We start from the raw sequence: 17534 nt of genomic DNA on the forward strand, positions 1-17534 counted from the left end.
ATGGCCAGGCGGGATTATCAGAGGGGAGCGGCCAAACCGGTACCGCAGGCTGCGGATCGAAGTGCCGCGCTGGCACTCAGGCCTGTTTCACGTGAAACAGTGGACCGGCTGGACCGGTTCATCGCTTTGCTCGTCGCCTGGCAGACGAAAACCAACCTGATCGCACCCTCGACCTTGCCGACGATTTGGACCCGGCATGTCGCCGATTCCCTGCAGCTGCTGGACTTGGCACCCGCCGCGAAGACCTGGATCGACCTCGGCAGCGGTGGCGGCTTTCCGGGAGTCGTGCTGGCGTGCGCCCTGGCCGAGCAGCCTGGTGCGGCCGTTCATCTGGTTGAGCGCAACGCGAAGAAGGCGGCGTTTCTGCGGGAAGCGCTGCGGATCACTGGCGGCGCCGGTATCGTTCATCACAGGGATATCGTGGATTTCGTGGATAGTGATCCGCCAGCGGCGGATTGCGTCACCGCCAGGGCCGTGGCGTCCCTTAAGGTCCTGATCGATCTGGCCGCGCCCTTGATTCAGAGGGGGAATAAGGCACTGTTTCCCAAGGGCCAAGATGTTGAGTCGGAATTGACGGAAGCTACAAAATACTGGACTCTTGAAACAAAACTTCACCCCAGCATCACCAGTGACGAAAGCTGGGTGGTCGAGGTCGATCAGGTCTCCGCGAAGGGTGCGACCGCGCACGGCAAGCAGCCATGATAGAAGAAATAGATAAATTAGATCAAGAGGTTAGGCAGAGTTCGCCGCAACCGCGAGTGGTCCGGCCACGGATCATCGCATTGGCAAACCAGAAGGGTGGCGTCGGCAAGACCACCACCGCCATCAATCTGGGCACGGCTTTGGCCGCAACCGGCGAGCATGTGCTGATCGTCGATCTCGATCCGCAGGGCAATGCCTCGACCGGACTTGGCATCGACCGGCGCAGCCGCGAGTGCTCGACCTACGACGTGCTGATCGGCGAGGCCGGGTTGCGTCAGGCGATCCTGCCGACCGCGGTCCCGCGGCTGCATATCGCCGCCTCCACCATGGACCTGTCCGGCCTTGAACTCGAGCTCGGCACCGAGCGCGACCGGGCGTTTCGCCTGCGCAACGCGCTGAGTGCGCTGAACGGCACCAACCCCGACGAGGCCGCCTATACCTATGTGCTGGTCGATTGCCCGCCGTCGCTCAACCTGATCACCGTCAACGCGATGGCGGCGGCGGACGCGATCCTGGTGCCGCTGCAGTGCGAGTTCTTCGCGCTGGAGGGTCTGTCGCAACTGCTGCAGACGGTTGAGCAGGTGCGCTCCACCCTGAATCCCGAACTGACGATCCACGGCGTCGTGCTGACGATGTTCGATTCGCGCAACAACCTGTCGAACCAGGTGGTTGCCGACGTCCGCCAGTTCATGGGCAACAAGGTCTACGAGACCATGATCCCGCGCAACGTGCGAATCTCCGAGGCGCCGTCGCATGGCAAGCCGGTGCTGGTCTACGACCTGAAGTGTGCGGGCAGCGAGGCCTATCTGCGGCTGGCGACGGAAGTGATCCAGCGCGAACGCGAGCTGCGCGCGAGCTGACGGAGCGACTCGTCCTCGGCTCGGCCCGGGGATCAGGCGTGAAGCGATGTGAGTTTTGTTTCGAGTGCGGGAGTACGGGGTGAGTTCGAGGGAGGCGGCGATGGCGGATGAAGCGCGATCGCGATTGGGCAGGGGGCTTGCGAGCCTGATCGGCGATGTCGGTGGCGAAGCGGCGAAGGCCGAACGCGCGCGTGCGCAACGGCGCGTGCCGATCGAATTTCTCAAGCCGAATCCGCGCAACCCGCGCAAGACATTCGCCGACGGCGAACTCGCGGAGCTCGCCGAATCGATCCGCCAGCATGGCGTGATTCAACCGATCGTGGTGCGACCGGTCCGCGGCGTGACGGACAGTTTCGAGATCATCGCCGGCGAACGGCGCTGGCGCGCGGCGCAACGTGCAGGCCTGCACGATGTGCCGGTGGTGCCGATCGAGGTGTCGGACACCGACGCGCTCGAGATCATGATCATCGAGAATATTCAGCGCGAAGATCTCAACGCGATGGAAGAGGCGCGCGGCTATCATGCGCTGGCCGACGAGTTCAAGCGCAGCGCTGACGAGATCGCCAAGGTCGTCGGCAAGAGCCGCAGCCACGTCGCCAACATGATGCGGCTGACGAAGCTGCCGCAGGACGTGCAAGAGCATATCGCCGCCGGCCGGTTGTCGGCCGGGCACGCGCGGGCGCTGATCGGTGTCAGTGATCCGTCGCAGGCGGCTCAGCGCGTGATCGACGGGCAGCTGAGCGTGCGCGAGACCGAAGCGCTCGCGCACGAAGCGGGCGTGCCGGTGCGCAAGCCGTCGGTGGCGAAGGCCGTCAAGAAAGATGCGGATACGCTGGCATTGGAAAAACGCATCAGCGATGTTCTCGGCCTGAAGGTCAGCGTCGAGCACAAGGATCCGGGCGGCACCGTGCGTATTCGCTACCGCGATCTCGACCAGCTCGACGACATCCTGAAGCGGCTGGACAGCTGACACCTGCGCGAGACTGCCGGCGTTTTGTTGGCCGCTGTCCCGGCCATTCAGGCTTCTTGTGAGACAATGTTCAAGACGTGGACGCGCGGGTCGCGACGGCGCATCCCGTGCATGAGGAGCGTCGTCGGACTTTCCGACGATACGGATTAGCCCCGCCGCCGTGCATTCACCGCGATCGCCATCAGCGCGCGTTGCGCAATCGTTTCGGCCAGCGCCGCACGTTTGCGCAATTCAAGTGTCGCCTCTCCCAACTGCACGATGCTTTGCGCGAGCCGCTCGGTGCTGAGTGCGTTGAGCGCGCGCACGACCAGCGGCTTGCGCGCGAAGTGCCAGCGCGGGATCGCCCGCTCGAACGCCGAATCCGCCGCCTGCCCTTCGTCGATCGCCATGCGCGCCTTGTGCAACTGGGAAGCCTGGCGCTGAGCCGCGAACATGATCGCGTTCGGGTTGATGCCAGCGGCGATCGCTTTCGCAAACGCGGCTTCGACACCGGCGGGTTGACCGGCGAAGGTGTTGTCGATGATCGGATCGAGGGCGAGGTTCGAGGCGTCGGTGACGACGGCCGCGATATCGTCGAGCGTGATTTCGCCCTTGCCGTGTGCGTACAGAACCAGCTTGCGAATCTCGTTGCGCGACGCGAGGCGGTCGCCGCCGAGAAGTTCGACCAGGGCCGCGCGCGCATCTTGAGCGATGCGCAGACCCGACGTGTTCAGTTCGTCATCGATCAGCTTCGACAGATCACGTACGCCGTCGGCGTAGCAGGCAATTACGGCGGCGGTCTTGGCCTTCTCGCACATGGCGCGCAGCGGGGAATCGCGCCGCAGTTCGCCGGCTTCGATGACGATGCGGCAGTCCGGCGGCGGCGCTTCCAGCAGCACAGCGACGCCGCTGGAGAAATTCTTCGAACCTGCGCGCACGCGGATCGCCCGGCGCCCGCCAAACAGCGGCACCGTCATCGCCTCGTCCACCAGGCGCGACGGCTCGGCAGCCAAGTCGTCGCCTTCCAGCCTGACCAGCGAAAAGGGATCGTTGACGTCCTCGACGGCGGAGGCGATCAGCGCGTCGGCGCGTTCGCGCACGAGGCCGACGTCGGCGCCAAACACCAGAATGACGGCGTGCGCCGGACTGGGTTTGGCGACGTAGGTTTCGATCTCACGCGTGTTGATCGCGACCATCGCGCATGATCCGGAAAGAAAATCCTGCCCGGATCGTGCTTGCGTGATCCGGGCGATGATCGGCGAGCCTTACGTGCCCGCGATAAAGAAGGACGACAGCCGCTGGCTGATGTTATCGGCGATCTGCTTGGTGGCGCGGCTTTCCGCGTCGCGCAGGCCGCGCAACCGGGCGAAACGCTGCTCCTGGCCCGGAATGTCGTAGGACACCCGGGCGAAGGTGGTCGCGCGCAACACGGTCTTGTCGGTCGCGATCTCCCTCAGCTCGTAGCTGGCGTCGAGGCCGTAGTTTTCCATGTCCGGGCGCGAGGTGGTGATGTCGACGATCGCCGAGGTCCGGGTCGAATACATCCGCACGATCAGCCGATGGGTCGGGGCCTGGCTGCCGCTGCCGCCGGTGAAGTTGAACAGCAAGCCATTGCGCAATTCCACACCCAGCCGGGCGTCCTGCGGATTGGTGGTCTTGATGTCCGAGACGTCCACCGCGGACAGTTTCTCCCGCAGCGCGGGTTCGCCTGTCACCGTACGTTCGGCATACATCGGCTGGAAGCAGCCAGCCGTCAGTCCGCCCAGAAGTGCGACTGCCACCAGCCGCCCGGCGATTCCCGCTTTACCCCACGACATTCACGATCCTCTGCGGCACCACGATGACCTTGCGCGGCGGCTTTCCATCCAGGGCTCGTTTTATCGCATCGAGCGCCAGAACGGCAGTCTCAATTTCGGCGGTCTTCGCATCTCTGGCGACTGTGACATCCGCGCGCTTCCGGCCGTTGACCTGGACCGGAAGGGTGATGGTGTCTTCTACCAGCAAATCGGGTTCAATTTGCGGCCAAGACGCCAGTGAAACCATCTCCCTGTGCCCCAGCGCCGCCCAGCACTCTTCCGCCAGATGCGGCATCATCGGCGAAATCATCCGGATCAGGACGTCGAACGCCTCCCGGGTGGCACTGGCATAGACCGGATCGTCGGCCAAATGAGTCTTGGCGTTGTCGGCAATCTCCTGCAGCTCGCCGACAAAGGTGTAGAGCTTGGCGATCGCCGTATTGAAGCGCAGCCGCTCGATGCCGGTGGAAACGTCCGCCAGGGTCCGGTGGGTCAGGGACCGCAGCGCCTTGGCCCGCTCATGGCCGCTGGTGTCGGCGACCGGACCGGACGGCGGCAGGTAGGGGATGGCCGCATTCACCAGTCGCCAGATGCGCTGCACGAATCGGGTCGCGCCCTGTACCCCTTCCTCGCTCCAGATCACGTCGCGATCGGGGGGCGAATCCGACAGCATGAACCAGCGGGCGGTGTCGGCGCCGTAGGTGGCGATGATGTCGTCAGGATCGACCGTGTTGCGCTTCGACTTCGACATCTTCTCGATCGCGCCGATTTCGACCGCTTCGCCGGTCTCGATCAGCGTCGCGCGGCGGCCGCTGCCGGAGGCTTCGATCTTCACCTCAGCGGGAGCAGCGTAGCTGCCGTCCGCCTTCCGGTAGATCTCGTGTACCACCATGCCTTGGGTGAACATGCCCTCGAAGGGCTCGTCGAGACCGACGTGACCGGTCGCCTTCATCGCGCGGGTGAAGAAGCGGCTATAGAGCAGATGCAGAATCGCGTGCTCGACACCGCCGATGTACTGGTTCACAGGCAGCCATGCATCGACGTCGGCGCGATTGGTCGGGCTGTCCTCGATCCACGGATTGGTGAAGCGCGCGAAATACCAGGACGAATCGACGAACGTATCCATCGTGTCGGTCTCCCGCCGCGCCGGCTTGCCGCACTGCGGACAGGCGACGTTCTTCCAGGTCGGATGCCGGTCGAGCGGATTGCCGGGGCGATCGAAGGTGATGTCTTCCGGCAATTCGACCGGGAGGTTCTCGATCTTCTCGGGCACCACGCCGCAATCATCGCAGTGAACGATCGGGATCGGGCAGCCCCAGTAGCGCTGGCGCGAGATGCCCCAGTCGCGCAGGCGGAAGTTCACCTGTCGCTTGGCCACCGGCTTGCCGCCGAGCTGTGCGGCTTCGAGGCGTTTGGCGACCTCCTCCTTGGCCGCCTCGATGGTCATGCCATCGAGAAAGCGCGAATTGATCATGCGGCCATCGCCGTCATAGGCGATGTCGGTGATGACGAACGTCGCCGGGTCCTGACCTTCGGGGCAAACCACCGGCGTCACGCCGAGCCCGTATTTGTTGACGAAATCGAGGTCGCGCTGGTCGTGCGCCGGGCAGCCGAAGATCGCGCCGGTGCCGTAATCCATCAGGATGAAATTCGCGACGTAGACCGGCAGCGTCCAGTTCGGATCGAACGGATGCACCGCCTTGATGCCGGTATCGAAGCCCTTCTTCTCAGCCGTGTCGATCGCTTCCTGCGCGGTGCCACCGCGCTTGCACTCGGCGATGAAGTCGGCGAGCGCCGGATTGGTCTTGGCGACTTCGGCGGCAAGCGGATGATCCGGCGACAGCGCCAAAAACTTCGCGCCGAACAGCGTGTCGCCGCGCGTAGTGAAGATTTCCAGCTCGGTCTGTTTGTTCGGTGTGGTGGCAGGATCGAGCGCAAAACGCAGCAGCAATCCCTCGGAGCGGCCGATCCAGTTGCGCTGCATGAGACGCACCTTCTCGGGCCAGCGGTCGAGGGTGTCGAGTGCGTTCAGCAGGTCTTCCGAATACTTGCTGATCTTGAAGAACCATTGCGTCAGCTCGCGCTGCTCGACGAGCGCCCCGGAGCGCCAGCCGCGGCCGTCGATCACCTGCTCGTTGGCAAGCACGGTCTGATCGACCGGGTCCCAATTCACTTTCGATTGCTTGCGCTCGACCAGCCCCGCCTTCAGGAAGTCGAGGAACATCCGCTGCTGATGCTTGTAGTAGGACGGGTCGCAGGTGGCGATCTCGCGGCTCCAGTCGAGCGACAGGCCCATGACTTGGAGCTGAGCCTTCATCGCCGCGATATTCTGGTAGGTCCAGGCACGGGGATGGACCTTGCGTTCCATCGCGGCGTTTTCGGCCGGCATGCCGAACGCATCCCAACCCATCGGATGCAGGACGTTGAAGCCCTTCGCGCGCTTGTAGCGGGCAACCACATCGCCCATCGTGTAGTTGCGCACGTGTCCCATGTGGATGCGCCCGGACGGATAGGGGAACATCTCGAGCACGTAGTATTTCGGGCGCGGGTCGTCGTTCTTGGTCTCGAAGATGGCCTGCTGAGTCCAGGCGCGCTGCCAGCGCGGCTCGGCTTCACGGGCGTTGTAGCGGTCGGTTGTCATCGAATCGTGGGGTCTTCGTAAGGCTGCTGCCGGCTGTTCGGGCGGCGAAACAGTGATTTCGCCGGAAAAATGCGCGGGCGACTAGGCCAGAAATACCCCAAGGGGTCAATGTCTTGCACCGATTCCAGGCGCGGAACAGGCCTGCTCGGGGCGGTTTAGGCGGTCAGAGAGGTGATCTGGCCGGTGATGCGGATTGGGCTGTGCTCGACCACCGTGTTGCGGCCCCGCCGTTTGGCCATGTAGAGGGCGGCATCGGCCGCCTCGATCAGGTCGAGCGGGGTCTGCCCGCTGACCGGTTTGGTCAGGGCAACGCCGACGCTGACGGTGATGCAGCCGCCCGGAGAGGCGGTGTGGGGCAGGCCGAGGGCCTCGATTCCGGCGCGGACGTACTCGCCGATGCGGTTCAGTTCTTCGGACGCCACGCCCGGAAGCAGCATCGCGAATTCCTCACCGCCGTAACGGGCGCTGAAGCCGTTGGTCTCGTTGGCGATCCGCTGCAGCAGGCCACCGACCCGCGTCAGGCATGCGTCGCCATCGAGATGGCCATAGGTGTCGTTGTACAGCTTGAAGTGATCGATATCGATCATCACCATGGCGAGCTGGCCGTCCTCCTGCTCCGCCCTGGCCCATTCGTAATTCAGGCGGGTGTCGAAGCCGCGGCGGTTGGCGAGGCCCGACAGGGGATCGACGGAAGCCAGCACCGAAAGCTTGCTGTTGAGGTTCAACAGCTCCTGCTCCCGTTCGGCAAGCCGCGCCGCAGTGGCGTTGAAGGCTTGCGCCAGCGGAACGAATTCCGGCGGCAGGCCGGTGAGAGGGCTGCGGGCCGAGAGGTCGCCGGCGCCGAACCGGGTGGCCGTATTGGTTAGAAGATGGATCGGTCGCAGGATCAGCCGTTCGCTGATGAACCAGGCGCCGATCAGAACCAAAAGGCCGACCAGGCCGAATTGCAGATAGGCCGCACGGATATCGCGATCGACCGAGGCGAGCATGGCGGCCTTGTCGATGCTGACGATCAGCGTGGCATGGGTATCGGGAACGCGCGCCGAGGCGAACATGCGCTCGTGGCCGGATCGTGCGGTCGCTGCCGATCCGAGCAGCTGATCCTTCGGCGAAGTCATCACTTGATCGATCATCGCACGATTGACCGGCAGGTTGCCGATGTCCGGCTTGGCGGCGAGCACCGTTCCGGTGCTATCGATCAGCGAGACGGTCATGCCGGCACCGGCCGGCGCCTTGTTGACGAGTTCAGCGAGCCAGTTCAGCGCAACGGATGTCACCACCACGGCCTCGACATCGTTGCTGATCGCCGCGGTCGGGTAGGCGGCCATCACCGAAGGTTCGCTGTTGGCTTTGCTGATCACGTAGTCGCTGAGGACAAACTGGCGGGTCGTCATCGCTTCGTGGAAGTACGGGCGATCGGTGATGTCGAGGCCGACCAGGATCGGCAACGTCGAACAGACCACGCGGCCGTCCTTGCCGATCACCGAGATGTTGCCGATGCCGCGCAGATTGACGCGGAAGCCGCCGCTGAGCAGCGCGCAGGGATGTCCGTCATGCGACGCGTGGATGAAAACCGAGGCGGCCGTCTTCAGAATGCCTTCGACCGTCTGTACCATCTCGCGCTGCGCCTGCGCGCCACGGTTGGCGACGCGGGCAAGCTCGGTCTCGGCGGCCCTGATCTGGCTTGCGCGGCTGTTTTCCAGCGTACGCACCCGGTCCAGCATCAGCGGAACAACCAGGATCAGCGCCACGAGAATCAGGCGTGCACGCACGTCGAAGATGGCTTTGAGTTTTGGCAGTTGACGCTGAAGATTGAACTTAGACACTGCAAGTCCCCTTCCCCTGCGCGAACCATAAGGCCGGCGCATCAAGAAGGATTTTGTGCAATAGATAAAATTTGAATCGATCGGAGGCTTTTGTTCGTCGCGATGTCTGGCTCACCGTTAACCCCCGATTCACCGTCCGGACTTGCTGGCGTCGAGCAGGAGATCCTGCGCGCCTGCAAGGATGCGGCCCGGGATCGCAGCGAGGTCCAGCTCGTCGCGGTGTCGAAGACGTTCGAAGCCGAAGCGATCGTGCCGGTGCTGACGGCCGGCCAGCGCGTGTTCGGTGAAAACCGCGTGCAGGAAGCGAAGGCAAAATGGCCGGTGTTGATGGCTCGCTATCCCGACGTCGAACTGCACCTGATCGGCCCGTTGCAGTCGAACAAGGCCAAGGAGGCCGTCGCGCTGTTCCACGCCATCCACTCGGTGGACAGGCCGAGCATTTGTGAAGCCTTGGCCAAGGAGATCGACAAGCAGGGGCGCGCGCCGCATCTGTTTGTGCAGATCAATACCGGCGAGGAACCGCAGAAGGCGGGTATTGCCCCGCAGGACGCCGATGCGTTCCTTGCAGCCTGCACCAAGACCTATGGACTGACGATCGCGGGCTTGATGTGCATCCCGCCGGTGGATGAAGCGGCCGCGCCGCATTTCGCGCTGACAGCGAAGATCGCCGCGCGCAACGGACTGAAGCTGCTGTCGATGGGAATGAGCGCGGACTTCGCCGAGGCGATCCTGATGGGCGCCACGCATGTTCGCGTCGGCTCGGCGATCTTCGGCCAGCGATCCAAGCCGGTCTGACGGACTGCGTTCCGCCTGGGCTGGCCGGGCTGTGGTCAGCCGACGACGATCCGTGTGTCGGGACCGAGCCGGGCGAGCAGCCGCAGCATGGCGGGGCGCGTCATGGCGATGCAGCCCGCGGTGGGAGCGAAGGCCGGTCTTGCCAGATGCAGGAACACGGCACTTCCTCGCCGTTTCACCCGCGGGCGGCTGTTGTGATCGATCTCGACGATGAAATCGTACAGGTGATCGGCGCGCATCAGCCGGTCGGCGGTGCTGCCGGGCGAGAGGCGCACCGGGCGGTTGTAGTGCCGGCTTGACGGGTCTTCACACCAACCGTCGTCAGGCCGGATCGCATGCACCGGCAGACGGGTGGCAGGGCGCAGATGCCGGTCCTTCCGCCACCACAGGCGCAGCGGGCGGAAGATGCCGATCGGCGTCCCGCCATCGCCCTCGAACTTGTTGGCGATCAGCCCGCCGCGACCGAGGGCAACCGGGATCGGCTGCCCATCCAGCAGCAAAACACCCTTGGTTGGCTCCCCGGCCTTGCGCCGGACCCGGATCAAGAGTGTACCGTGCGTGCGGGAATTAACGTAACTCATTGAAAAACCGCAATTTATAGACGAAATCGGCAACTCAAGCTTGCACTCTGCGCTCAGGATGCTTTATTTCGCATAGCTTTTCTCGTCCACAGGCAGGCCGATTCTGCCTGTCTGGCTGTTATATCGCCGCATTTTTACGGCGGATCGGTGTTTACTCCCTCGAACTGCTCTCAAGGACGCAACTTCCCATGGCCACCGCCCGCAAGATTCTGATCGTGGATGACGATAACGATCTGCGCGAGACGCTGGTCGAGCAACTCGCCCTGCATGAGGAATTCGAGGCATCGGCCGTCGATACCGGTGCCAAGGGCGCCGCGGCGGCCAAAACCAACGCGCCGGACTTGATGATCATCGACGTGGGCCTGCCAGATACCGACGGGCGCGAGGTCGTGCGCAGCCTGCGAAAATCCGGCTTCAAGGCGCCGATCATCATGCTGACGGGGCATGACACCGATTCCGATACGATTCTCGGTCTGGAATCCGGCGCCAACGACTATGTGACCAAGCCGTTTCGGTTTGCCGTGCTGCTGGCGCGTATCCGTGCGCAGCTCCGCCAGCACGAAGCGAGCGAGGACGCGGTGTTCTCGGTCGGGCCCTACAGCTTCCGTCCCGGTTCGAAGATGCTGATCGGCGCCAACGCGAAGAAGGTGCGGCTGACGGAAAAGGAGACCGCCATTCTCCGGTTCCTGTACCGCGCCAGCCAAGCGCCGGTGTCGCGCGAAACACTGTTGCAGGAGGTGTGGGGCTACAACTCCGGCGTAACCACGCACACGCTCGAGACGCACATCTATCGCCTGCGGCAAAAGATTGAGCTCGATGCTGCGAGCCCGGCCATCCTGGTCACGGAATCCGGCGGGTACAAACTGGTGCCGTGATAGGATTCGCAGATCGATTCGCGGGGGCATGATCTGGAACGCTGGGCCGGATTTCCGGAACAATCATGCTCGCGCCATCGCGGTGCGGTGCACGCCGTCCGCGTCTTGACAGAGCTTGATCCGGTCGCGGTTTCGAATGTCGATTGAGGACGACGTCAATCTGCTTGCGAGTGTTCCGACGCTACGGCTGTTGGGCAACGATGCTCTGCGGGTGCTCGCGATCGGCTCGGAAGCGCGGCGCCTGCGGCGTGACGAGACGTTGTTTCGCTCCGGCGATACCGCCGATGCGGGCTACGTCGTCCAGCACGGCAGCATTCGCGTGTCGACACAGGATACCGGCGGTTATCGCGATCTGGTGGTCGGTCCAGGCGCGCTGATCGGCGAGCTTGCATTGCTGATGGAAATGCAACGGCCCTCGACCGCGACGGCCGTTACCGAATCCTCGGTGCTGCGCATTTCCCGCAGCATGTTCCTGCGCGTGCTCGAAGGGCATCCGGACGCGGCGCGGCGCCTGCGCGACGATCTTGCGAAACGCACCAGTCAGGCGGCCAGCGACCTGATGATCGCCAGCGGCAAGCTCGCTCCGCCATAGCGTCCTCACATCGTCGGCCCGACCAAGATGCGATCGTCAGGAGCACTCCCATGCTTCTGCTGATACGTTCGCGCGAGTTGGTTCAAGACATCGCAGCAGTGCTGCGCGGGTGCCAGTCTCCGGCCGAGTTGGCTTACGCGACCTCGAACGTTGCGGTGACAGGCACATGGTCCGACGGCCGTTCCCATCCGCGCGCATCGCGGGTGATGTTGAAATCAACCACATCGCTGCCGAGCGCCGGCGAAACCCAGATGTGATCGAGCCGCCGGCCGCGGTTCGACAGCTCCCAGTCGGCCGCGCGGTAGCTCCACCAGGTGTAGATCTTTTCCGACATCGGAATGCGTTGCCGCGCAATGTCGATCCAGTTGCCACGTTCTTTCACCGCGAGCAGCTTGTCGCATTCGATCGGCGTGTGCGAGACGACGTTGAGCAGCTGCTTGTGCGACCAGACGTCGTGCTCGTACGGCGCGACGTTGAGGTCGCCGACCAGAACGTGCCGCTCGCCGCTGCCGTCCGCGTGCAGCGGGTCGCACTGCCGCATCTCGTCGAGAAAGGCGAGCTTATGTTCGAACTTCGGATTCACGACCGGATCGGGAATGTCACCGCCGGAAGGGACATAGAAGTTGTGCAGCACGATCGGCTTGGCCAGCTGGGCCTTGTCGCCCAACGATACGGACAGATGCCGGGAATCGATCTTGTTGCAGAAGGTGCGGATATCGGTCGCGTCAAACGGCAGGCGCGAAATCACCGCGACGCCGTGATATCCCTTCTGGCCGTTGATGGCGACATGCTCGTAGCCGAGCCGCTTGAAACGCTTCAGCGGAAAGGCGTCATCGGGGCACTTGGTTTCCTGAAGGCAGAGCACATCGGGCCTGACGGCCTTGATGAACTTCGCAACCAGGTCGATGCGCAGGCGGACCGAATTGATGTTCCAGGTCGTGATGGTCAGTCGCATGGGACGGGGGGTCACACGAAGCGGCGATCGGAGGCGCAGCGATTGAAGCCGATCAGTCGCGTCTCAATCGGTCTCAGTTGTTGCGACCGTCGTCATAGCGCGTGTAGTCGATCCTGAACAGCTCCGGATCCGGCTTCTTCTGGGTGTTCAAGTTGTAGACTGCGATGGTGGTGTCGTAGCCCTGCGGGTCGGTCACCGTCCATTGCTTGAGCTGATTGTCCTTGGTGCCGATCATCAGCATCAGGCGGCTGGTGCCGATCAGCGCCTGCCGTTCCTCGATCGTCACGGTGACGAACACGTCGTCGGCGGAGACGTTCACAACATTGGTATCACGCATCAGGTCGATGCGGTCCGACAGCAGATAGCGGAGCGGGGTCTGCGACAGCGGATAGACGTCCTGCGTTGCAAGCTTGCGATCGCGCACGACCATGGTCTTGCCGTCGGAAACGACGTCGATCGGGCTCGGCGGATCGTAGGCGAACCGCACCTTGCCGGGCTTCTGCATGTAGAATTCGCCGGTCGATCGATTGCCGTTCGGTGCCACCTGAACGAAATTGCCGACCAGGGTGGAGAGCGACGAGAGATAGGTCGAGACCTTCGCCACCTGGGCGCGCTGGGCAGCATCGAACACGCCGTCGGCAACCGGCCGTAGGCGAGGGTTGGGCAGGATCGGGTTGGGCGGCGTTGACTGGAAAGGCGGCGGCGGTGTTCCGGCGAGGGAAGCCCCTCCGGTGATGTCGCTCGGACGAGCGGTATCACGCGCTTTCGGCGCTGGCCGTGGCAACGGGACGGTCTCTGCCAGCACGTCGGAGGCGAACGACGTTATGACGATCACGGCAGCGATCCGCGCGATCGTGCCGCGAACCCCTCGTCCTGCGCTCCGAAACCGACTTTGGTTTTGCACTTTCAACGTGATGCCGTCCTATGTGGCCGCTTGCGACAAGCGCCGGTCTGGTTGGATATCCGCGCTAACGGCGTGCTGTGGCGATTTCACGGCCTTCGTTTCACCGATCGCTGCGAACGGAGCCGAAAGTCCGTCAGAATCCTTCCTCTTCCGCGATCAGAATTTCGCGCTTGCCGGCATGGTTGGCCTGCCCAACGATGCCTTCTTCCTCCATGCGCTCCATCAGGGAGGCTGCACGGTTATAGCCGATCTGCAGCCGCCGTTGGATATAGCTGGTCGAGGCCTTGCGGTCGCGTTTGACGATCTGCACGGCCTGCGCGAACAGATCGGCCTCGCCACCGCCGCCCATGCCGGTCGAATCGAACACCGCGCCGTCTTCGGCGGTTTCCTCTTCCGCAGTGACGGCCTCGAGATACTCCGGCTGCCCTTGCGCCTTGAGATGGCGGACCACCTTCTCGACCTCGTCGTCGGAGACGAACGGGCCATGCACGCGGCTGATGCGGCCGCCGCCGGCCATGTAAAGCATGTCGCCCTGGCCGAGCAGCTGCTCGGCGCCCATCTCACCGAGAATCGTGCGGCTGTCGATCTTGGAAGTGACCTGGAAGGAGATGCGGGTCGGGAAGTTCGCCTTGATGGTGCCGGTGATGACGTCGACTGACGGACGTTGCGTGGCGAGAATCACATGCAGGCCGGCGGCGCGCGCCATCTGCGCCAGCCGCTGCACCGTGCCTTCGATATCCTTACCGGCGACCATCATCAGGTCGGCCATTTCGTCAACGATGATGACGATGAACGGCAGCGGCTCGAGTTCGAGCTTCTCTTCCTCGTAGATCGCTTTGCCGGTTTCCTTGTCGAAGCCGGTGTGAACGGTGCGGGTCAGCTCCTCGCCCTTGGCCTTGGCGTCGGCGAGACGGGCGTTGTAGCCGTCGATGTTGCGCACACCGAGCTTGGCCATCTTCTTGTAACGCTCTTCCATCTCGCGCACGGCCCACTTCAGCGCGACGACGGCCTTCTTCGGATCGGTAACGACCGGGGTCAGCAGGTGCGGAATGCCGTCATAGACCGACAGTTCGAGCATCTTCGGATCGACCATGATCAGCCGGCACTGATCCGGCCGGAGCCGATACAGCAGGCTCAAGATCATCGTGTTGATGGCGACCGACTTGCCGGAGCCGGTGGTGCCCGCAATCAGCATGTGCGGCGTGCGTGCGAGATCGATGATCACCGGCTCGCCGCCGATCGTCTTGCCGAGGCACAGCGGCAGCTTAGCGACCGATTCGATGTTTTCCTTCGCAGCGAGCAGCTCGCGCAAATAGACCTTTTCGCGATGTTCGTTCGGCAGCTCGATGCCGATCGCGTTGCGGCCGGCGACGACGGCGACGCGGGCGGCCATCGCGCTCATCGAGCGGGCGATGTCGTCGGCAAGGCCGATGACGCGCGACGATTTGATGCCCGGCGCGGGTTCGAGCTCGTACAGCGTGACGACCGGACCAGGCCGCGCATTGGTGATTTCGCCGCGGACGCCGAAGTCCTGCAGCACGGCCTCCAGCGCCTTGGCGTTCTGCTGCAGCACGTCGTTGGAGAGCGTCTTGCGATCGGAGGCCTTCGGGGCGCTGAGCACGTTGATCGGCGGCAGGACGAAGGCGCCCGCCGATTTCTTTGCCGGCGCGCGCAGAGGACGCTTCTTCGGCGCGCGGGCGACAGGCTCGTCCGCTTCCGCCGCGTCAGCGACGTTCTCCGCCTCGTCTCCATCAACGTCAGCGTCGTCATCGTCGAAGCCCTGCTGCGCCTGCGGGACCAGCGACGGGCTGCTCGCGCGTCCGTCCAGGCTGGGCTCGCGCCGTTCGAAGCTCGCCGCCTTCGGCTGCGCGTTGCTCGACACGAGCAGCGCATACGCGGTTGCACCAAGGCGGCCGATGCGCGCACGGGCCGACAACAGCGCGTGCGAGATCAACCCGAGTGAGATCAGGCCACGCGGCTCGCGCTCTGCGGATTCGACCTCCCCGTCATCGACTTCGTCCGCGTCCTCTTCATCATCGTCATAGTCGGCCAGCAGCGACTTCTCGCGCGAGCCGGCGCCACTGGCGAAAACGAAAGCGGCGATGGTGGCAACGCCGAAGACCAGCGCCATCGCCATCCGCATGAAGACGTTGTCCGCCCCGAACAGGGAGGAGATGAAGCGGACAATCGCATCGCCGGTGACGCCGCCGAGACCGGTCGGCAGCGGCCAGGCACCGCTGCGCGGCCAGCAGCTTGCAAAGCCGGCACACAGCACGGCGGCTAGAATCCAGAGCGCGATCCGCAAGGCCTCGCGATCGAAGTGGCGATGGGTCAGCATGCGCCAACCCCAGATCGCGACCGGCAGCAGCAGCATGATCGCGCCGAGGCCGAGGATCTGCATCATCAGGTCGGCGGAGATCGCGCCGGGATAGCCCATCAGGTTGCGAACCGGCTTGGATGTCGCGTGGCTGAGGCTCGGGTCCTGCACCGACCAGGTCGCCAAGGCGACCGCCGCCATGCAAACCAGCGCAATCAGACCGAGGCCGGTCAACTCACGCATGCGGCGCGCCAGCATGTCGCGAATCGGTTCCGGCAATCGGCTCATCAGGGGAAGCGTCCGCTCCATCGCCGCCATGGCTATCGGGCCTTTTGCTCGACCTGTTTCATCTAACCGAGCACCTTCACCAGCCGGTGCAGAGCTTCGGCCGTCGTCTCGGAATCCTGCACCAGCGCAAGGCGGATGTAGCCCGCGCCGGGGTTGCTGCCGTCCGCCTGCTGGCGGGCGAGATAGCTGCCGGGAATCACGCGCACGCCGCCTTCCTTGAACAGGCGAACGGTCGCGGCTTCGTCGCCGCCGAACTGGGAGACGTCGAGCCAGACGCAAAAGCCGCCCGCCGGCCGCTTGTAGCCGTAGCGATTGCCGAGAATCTGGTCGGCGAGATCGAATTTGATCCGGTAGAGGCGACGGTTCTCTTCCACATGGGCTTCGTCGCTGTAGGCGGCGACGGCGACCTGCTGCAGCGGCACCGGCACTTGCGGCGCGGCGACGTTGCGCAGTTCATGGAATGCGGCGAGAAAGGCTTTGTCTCCGGCGACGAAGCCGACCCGCATCCCCGGCAGGTTGGAGCGCTTCGACAGCGACTGGAATGCGACCACGTTCTTGAAGTTGGGGCCGGCGGCTTCGAGCATGCTGCCCGGCGCTTCCTTGGTGTAGATCTCGGAGTAGCATTCGTCGCTCAGGATGATGAAGCCGTAGCGATCGGCGAGGGCCTTCAGCCGCTCGAAGTAGCTGCGGGTGGCGACGGTGCCCTGCGGATTGGCGGGGGAGGCGATGTAGAACGCGACCGTGCGCCCCAGCAGGTCGTCGCCGAGCGCATCGAGGTCGGGCAGGAAGCCGTTGGCGGCCGTCGCGGGCAGGAACACGGTCTCGCAACCGGCGGACCGCGCACCGGCCGCGTAGGTCGGGTAGAATGGGTTCGGCATCAGGATCGCCGGCTTGCCGCGGCGCGGGCCGACATAGCGCTCGGCGGAAATCGCGGCGAAGAACAGCCCCTCGCGGCTGCCGTTCAGCACCAGCACCTCGCTCTCGGGATCGATCGCGCGCGGCAGCTTGAAACGCTTGTTGAGCCAATCCGCCGCCGCCTTGCGGAACGGTTCGATGCCCTTGGCCATCGGATAACGGCCGAAATCGGCGGTGTGCTTCGCCAGCACCGGCTGTACGAAATCGGGAACCGGATGCTGCGGTTCCCCCAACGAAAGGCTGATCAGCGGTTTGCCCGGCTCGATCCCGCTGATGAGGTCGGCCAGACGGGCGAACGGCGACCGTTCGCTCTCCTTGGGTCCGGAGGCGGGAGAGACAGGCAGGGGACTGGTCATGGACATTTCGAAACGCCAACGCTCGCTGCCCGGCACAACGCGTGCCGGGAGACTGCAAGTTACCATAGGTGTCGCGAGGTTAAGACCCAATTAACCATGGGTCGGCGCAGGCAAATTCGGCTCGGCCGCCGTCGCCTGCTGGCCGCAAGGCTGGGCGGGGAGCGTAAAAGGTGAGGGGCCCC

At 64.1% G+C, this 17534-nt stretch carries 15 protein-coding genes; 6 read left to right on the forward strand and 9 right to left on the reverse strand.

Annotated elements, in window-relative coordinates:
• The 3 genes from rsmG (at position 1) to X566_RS08775 (ending at position 2532) form a co-directional block, all read left to right on the forward strand.
• On the forward strand, positions 1–702 hold the full coding sequence (rsmG, locus tag X566_RS08765) for a 16S rRNA (guanine(527)-N(7))-methyltransferase RsmG (protein ID WP_051443964.1): 702 nt from the start codon (positions 1–3) through the stop codon (positions 700–702).
• Positions 699–1562, forward strand: a complete 864-nt coding sequence (locus X566_RS08770) for a ParA family protein (RefSeq protein ID WP_034465298.1) — start codon at positions 699–701, stop codon at positions 1560–1562. Before rsmG ends, X566_RS08770 begins: the two co-directional genes overlap by 4 nt.
• Positions 1563–1662: 100 nt before the next feature.
• Positions 1663–2532 (forward strand): ParB/RepB/Spo0J family partition protein, encoded by an 870-nt coding sequence (locus X566_RS08775; protein ID WP_034465300.1) that lies wholly within the window; start codon positions 1663–1665, stop codon positions 2530–2532.
• 146 nt (positions 2533–2678) lie between these two features.
• On the opposite strand, the gene holA is transcribed toward X566_RS08775, so the two are convergent.
• From holA to X566_RS08795, 4 genes are all read right to left on the reverse strand, one after another.
• Positions 2679–3707: a DNA polymerase III subunit delta gene (holA, locus tag X566_RS08780; RefSeq protein ID WP_034465302.1), complete on the reverse strand. Its 1029-nt coding sequence runs from the start codon at positions 3705–3707 to the stop codon at positions 2679–2681.
• Positions 3708–3776: 69 nt separating this feature from the next.
• Positions 3777–4328, reverse strand: a complete 552-nt coding sequence (lptE, locus tag X566_RS08785; RefSeq protein ID WP_034465304.1) for an LPS assembly lipoprotein LptE — start codon at positions 4326–4328, stop codon at positions 3777–3779.
• The gene (leuS, locus tag X566_RS08790; RefSeq protein WP_034465307.1) at positions 4315–6948 is read right to left on the reverse strand and encodes a leucine--tRNA ligase; all 2634 of its coding nucleotides are present in this window, start codon (positions 6946–6948) and stop codon (positions 4315–4317) included. The genes lptE and leuS overlap by 14 nt, the downstream gene beginning before the upstream one ends.
• A gap of 155 nt (positions 6949–7103) precedes the next feature.
• Positions 7104–8774 carry a diguanylate cyclase domain-containing protein gene (locus X566_RS08795; RefSeq protein ID WP_034465308.1) on the reverse strand — a complete coding sequence of 557 codons (1671 nt, stop codon included), beginning with the start codon at positions 8772–8774 and terminating at the stop codon, positions 7104–7106.
• A 102-nt stretch (positions 8775–8876) separates the two neighbouring features.
• Between X566_RS08795 and X566_RS08800 the strand changes: the two genes are divergently transcribed.
• Positions 8877–9569: a YggS family pyridoxal phosphate-dependent enzyme gene (locus tag X566_RS08800; RefSeq protein WP_034468219.1), complete on the forward strand. Its 693-nt coding sequence runs from the start codon at positions 8877–8879 to the stop codon at positions 9567–9569.
• A 35-nt stretch (positions 9570–9604) separates the two neighbouring features.
• Here the strand turns inward: X566_RS08800 and X566_RS08805 are convergent, their stop codons facing one another.
• Positions 9605–10150 carry a L,D-transpeptidase gene (locus X566_RS08805; protein WP_034465310.1) on the reverse strand — a complete coding sequence of 182 codons (546 nt, stop codon included), beginning with the start codon at positions 10148–10150 and terminating at the stop codon, positions 9605–9607.
• Positions 10151–10338: 188 nt separating this feature from the next.
• Between X566_RS08805 and X566_RS08810 the strand changes: the two genes are divergently transcribed.
• Both X566_RS08810 and X566_RS08815 read left to right on the forward strand, forming a co-directional pair.
• A complete protein-coding gene (locus X566_RS08810; RefSeq protein ID WP_034465312.1) occupies positions 10339–11025 on the forward strand; it encodes a response regulator transcription factor in 687 nt (228 codons plus the stop codon).
• Positions 11026–11161: 136 nt separating this feature from the next.
• Entirely contained in the window at positions 11162–11617 is a 456-nt protein-coding gene (locus X566_RS08815) for a cyclic nucleotide-binding domain-containing protein (protein ID WP_034465314.1), read from the forward strand.
• Between the two features lie 133 nt (positions 11618–11750).
• Here X566_RS08815 and X566_RS08820 read toward each other — a convergent pair whose 3' ends face one another.
• From X566_RS08820 to X566_RS08835, 4 genes are all read right to left on the reverse strand, one after another.
• Positions 11751–12572, reverse strand: a complete 822-nt coding sequence (locus X566_RS08820) for an exodeoxyribonuclease III (protein ID WP_034465315.1) — start codon at positions 12570–12572, stop codon at positions 11751–11753.
• 73 nt (positions 12573–12645) lie between these two features.
• Positions 12646–13416 carry an outer membrane lipoprotein carrier protein LolA gene (locus X566_RS08825; protein WP_034468220.1) on the reverse strand — a complete coding sequence of 257 codons (771 nt, stop codon included), beginning with the start codon at positions 13414–13416 and terminating at the stop codon, positions 12646–12648.
• A gap of 193 nt (positions 13417–13609) precedes the next feature.
• A complete protein-coding gene (locus tag X566_RS08830) occupies positions 13610–16111 on the reverse strand; it encodes a DNA translocase FtsK (protein WP_034465317.1) in 2502 nt (833 codons plus the stop codon).
• Between the two features lie 32 nt (positions 16112–16143).
• Positions 16144–17352, reverse strand: a complete 1209-nt coding sequence (locus X566_RS08835) for an aminotransferase class I/II-fold pyridoxal phosphate-dependent enzyme (protein ID WP_409337815.1) — start codon at positions 17350–17352, stop codon at positions 16144–16146.
• Between the last annotated feature and the right edge of the window lie 182 nt (positions 17353–17534).

The organism is Afipia sp. P52-10, assembly GCF_000516555.1.
GTDB lineage: Bacteria > Pseudomonadota > Alphaproteobacteria > Rhizobiales > Xanthobacteraceae > P52-10.

Bases quoted from the DNA above. Each gene is read 5' to 3' on its own strand.
- X566_RS08830 (WP_034465317.1), bottom strand. From the start codon at position 16,111: ATGGCGGCGATGGAGCGGACGCTTCCCCTGATGAGCCGATTGCCGGAA.
- lptE (WP_034465304.1), bottom strand. From the start codon at position 4,328: ATGTCGTGGGGTAAAGCGGGAATCGCCGGGCGGCTGGTGGCAGTCGCA.
- X566_RS08835 (WP_409337815.1), bottom strand. From the start codon at position 17,352: ATGACCAGTCCCCTGCCTGTCTCTCCCGCCTCCGGACCCAAGGAGAGC.
- X566_RS08770 (WP_034465298.1), top strand. From the start codon at position 699: ATGATAGAAGAAATAGATAAATTAGATCAAGAGGTTAGGCAGAGTTCG.
- X566_RS08800 (WP_034468219.1), top strand. From the start codon at position 8,877: ATGTCTGGCTCACCGTTAACCCCCGATTCACCGTCCGGACTTGCTGGC.
- rsmG (WP_051443964.1), top strand. From the start codon at position 1: ATGGCCAGGCGGGATTATCAGAGGGGAGCGGCCAAACCGGTACCGCAG.
- leuS (WP_034465307.1), bottom strand. From the start codon at position 6,948: ATGACAACCGACCGCTACAACGCCCGTGAAGCCGAGCCGCGCTGGCAG.
- holA (WP_034465302.1), bottom strand. From the start codon at position 3,707: ATGGTCGCGATCAACACGCGTGAGATCGAAACCTACGTCGCCAAACCC.
- X566_RS08820 (WP_034465315.1), bottom strand. From the start codon at position 12,572: ATGCGACTGACCATCACGACCTGGAACATCAATTCGGTCCGCCTGCGC.
- X566_RS08810 (WP_034465312.1), top strand. From the start codon at position 10,339: ATGGCCACCGCCCGCAAGATTCTGATCGTGGATGACGATAACGATCTG.
- X566_RS08775 (WP_034465300.1), top strand. From the start codon at position 1,663: ATGGCGGATGAAGCGCGATCGCGATTGGGCAGGGGGCTTGCGAGCCTG.
- X566_RS08805 (WP_034465310.1), bottom strand. From the start codon at position 10,150: ATGAGTTACGTTAATTCCCGCACGCACGGTACACTCTTGATCCGGGTC.
- X566_RS08815 (WP_034465314.1), top strand. From the start codon at position 11,162: ATGTCGATTGAGGACGACGTCAATCTGCTTGCGAGTGTTCCGACGCTA.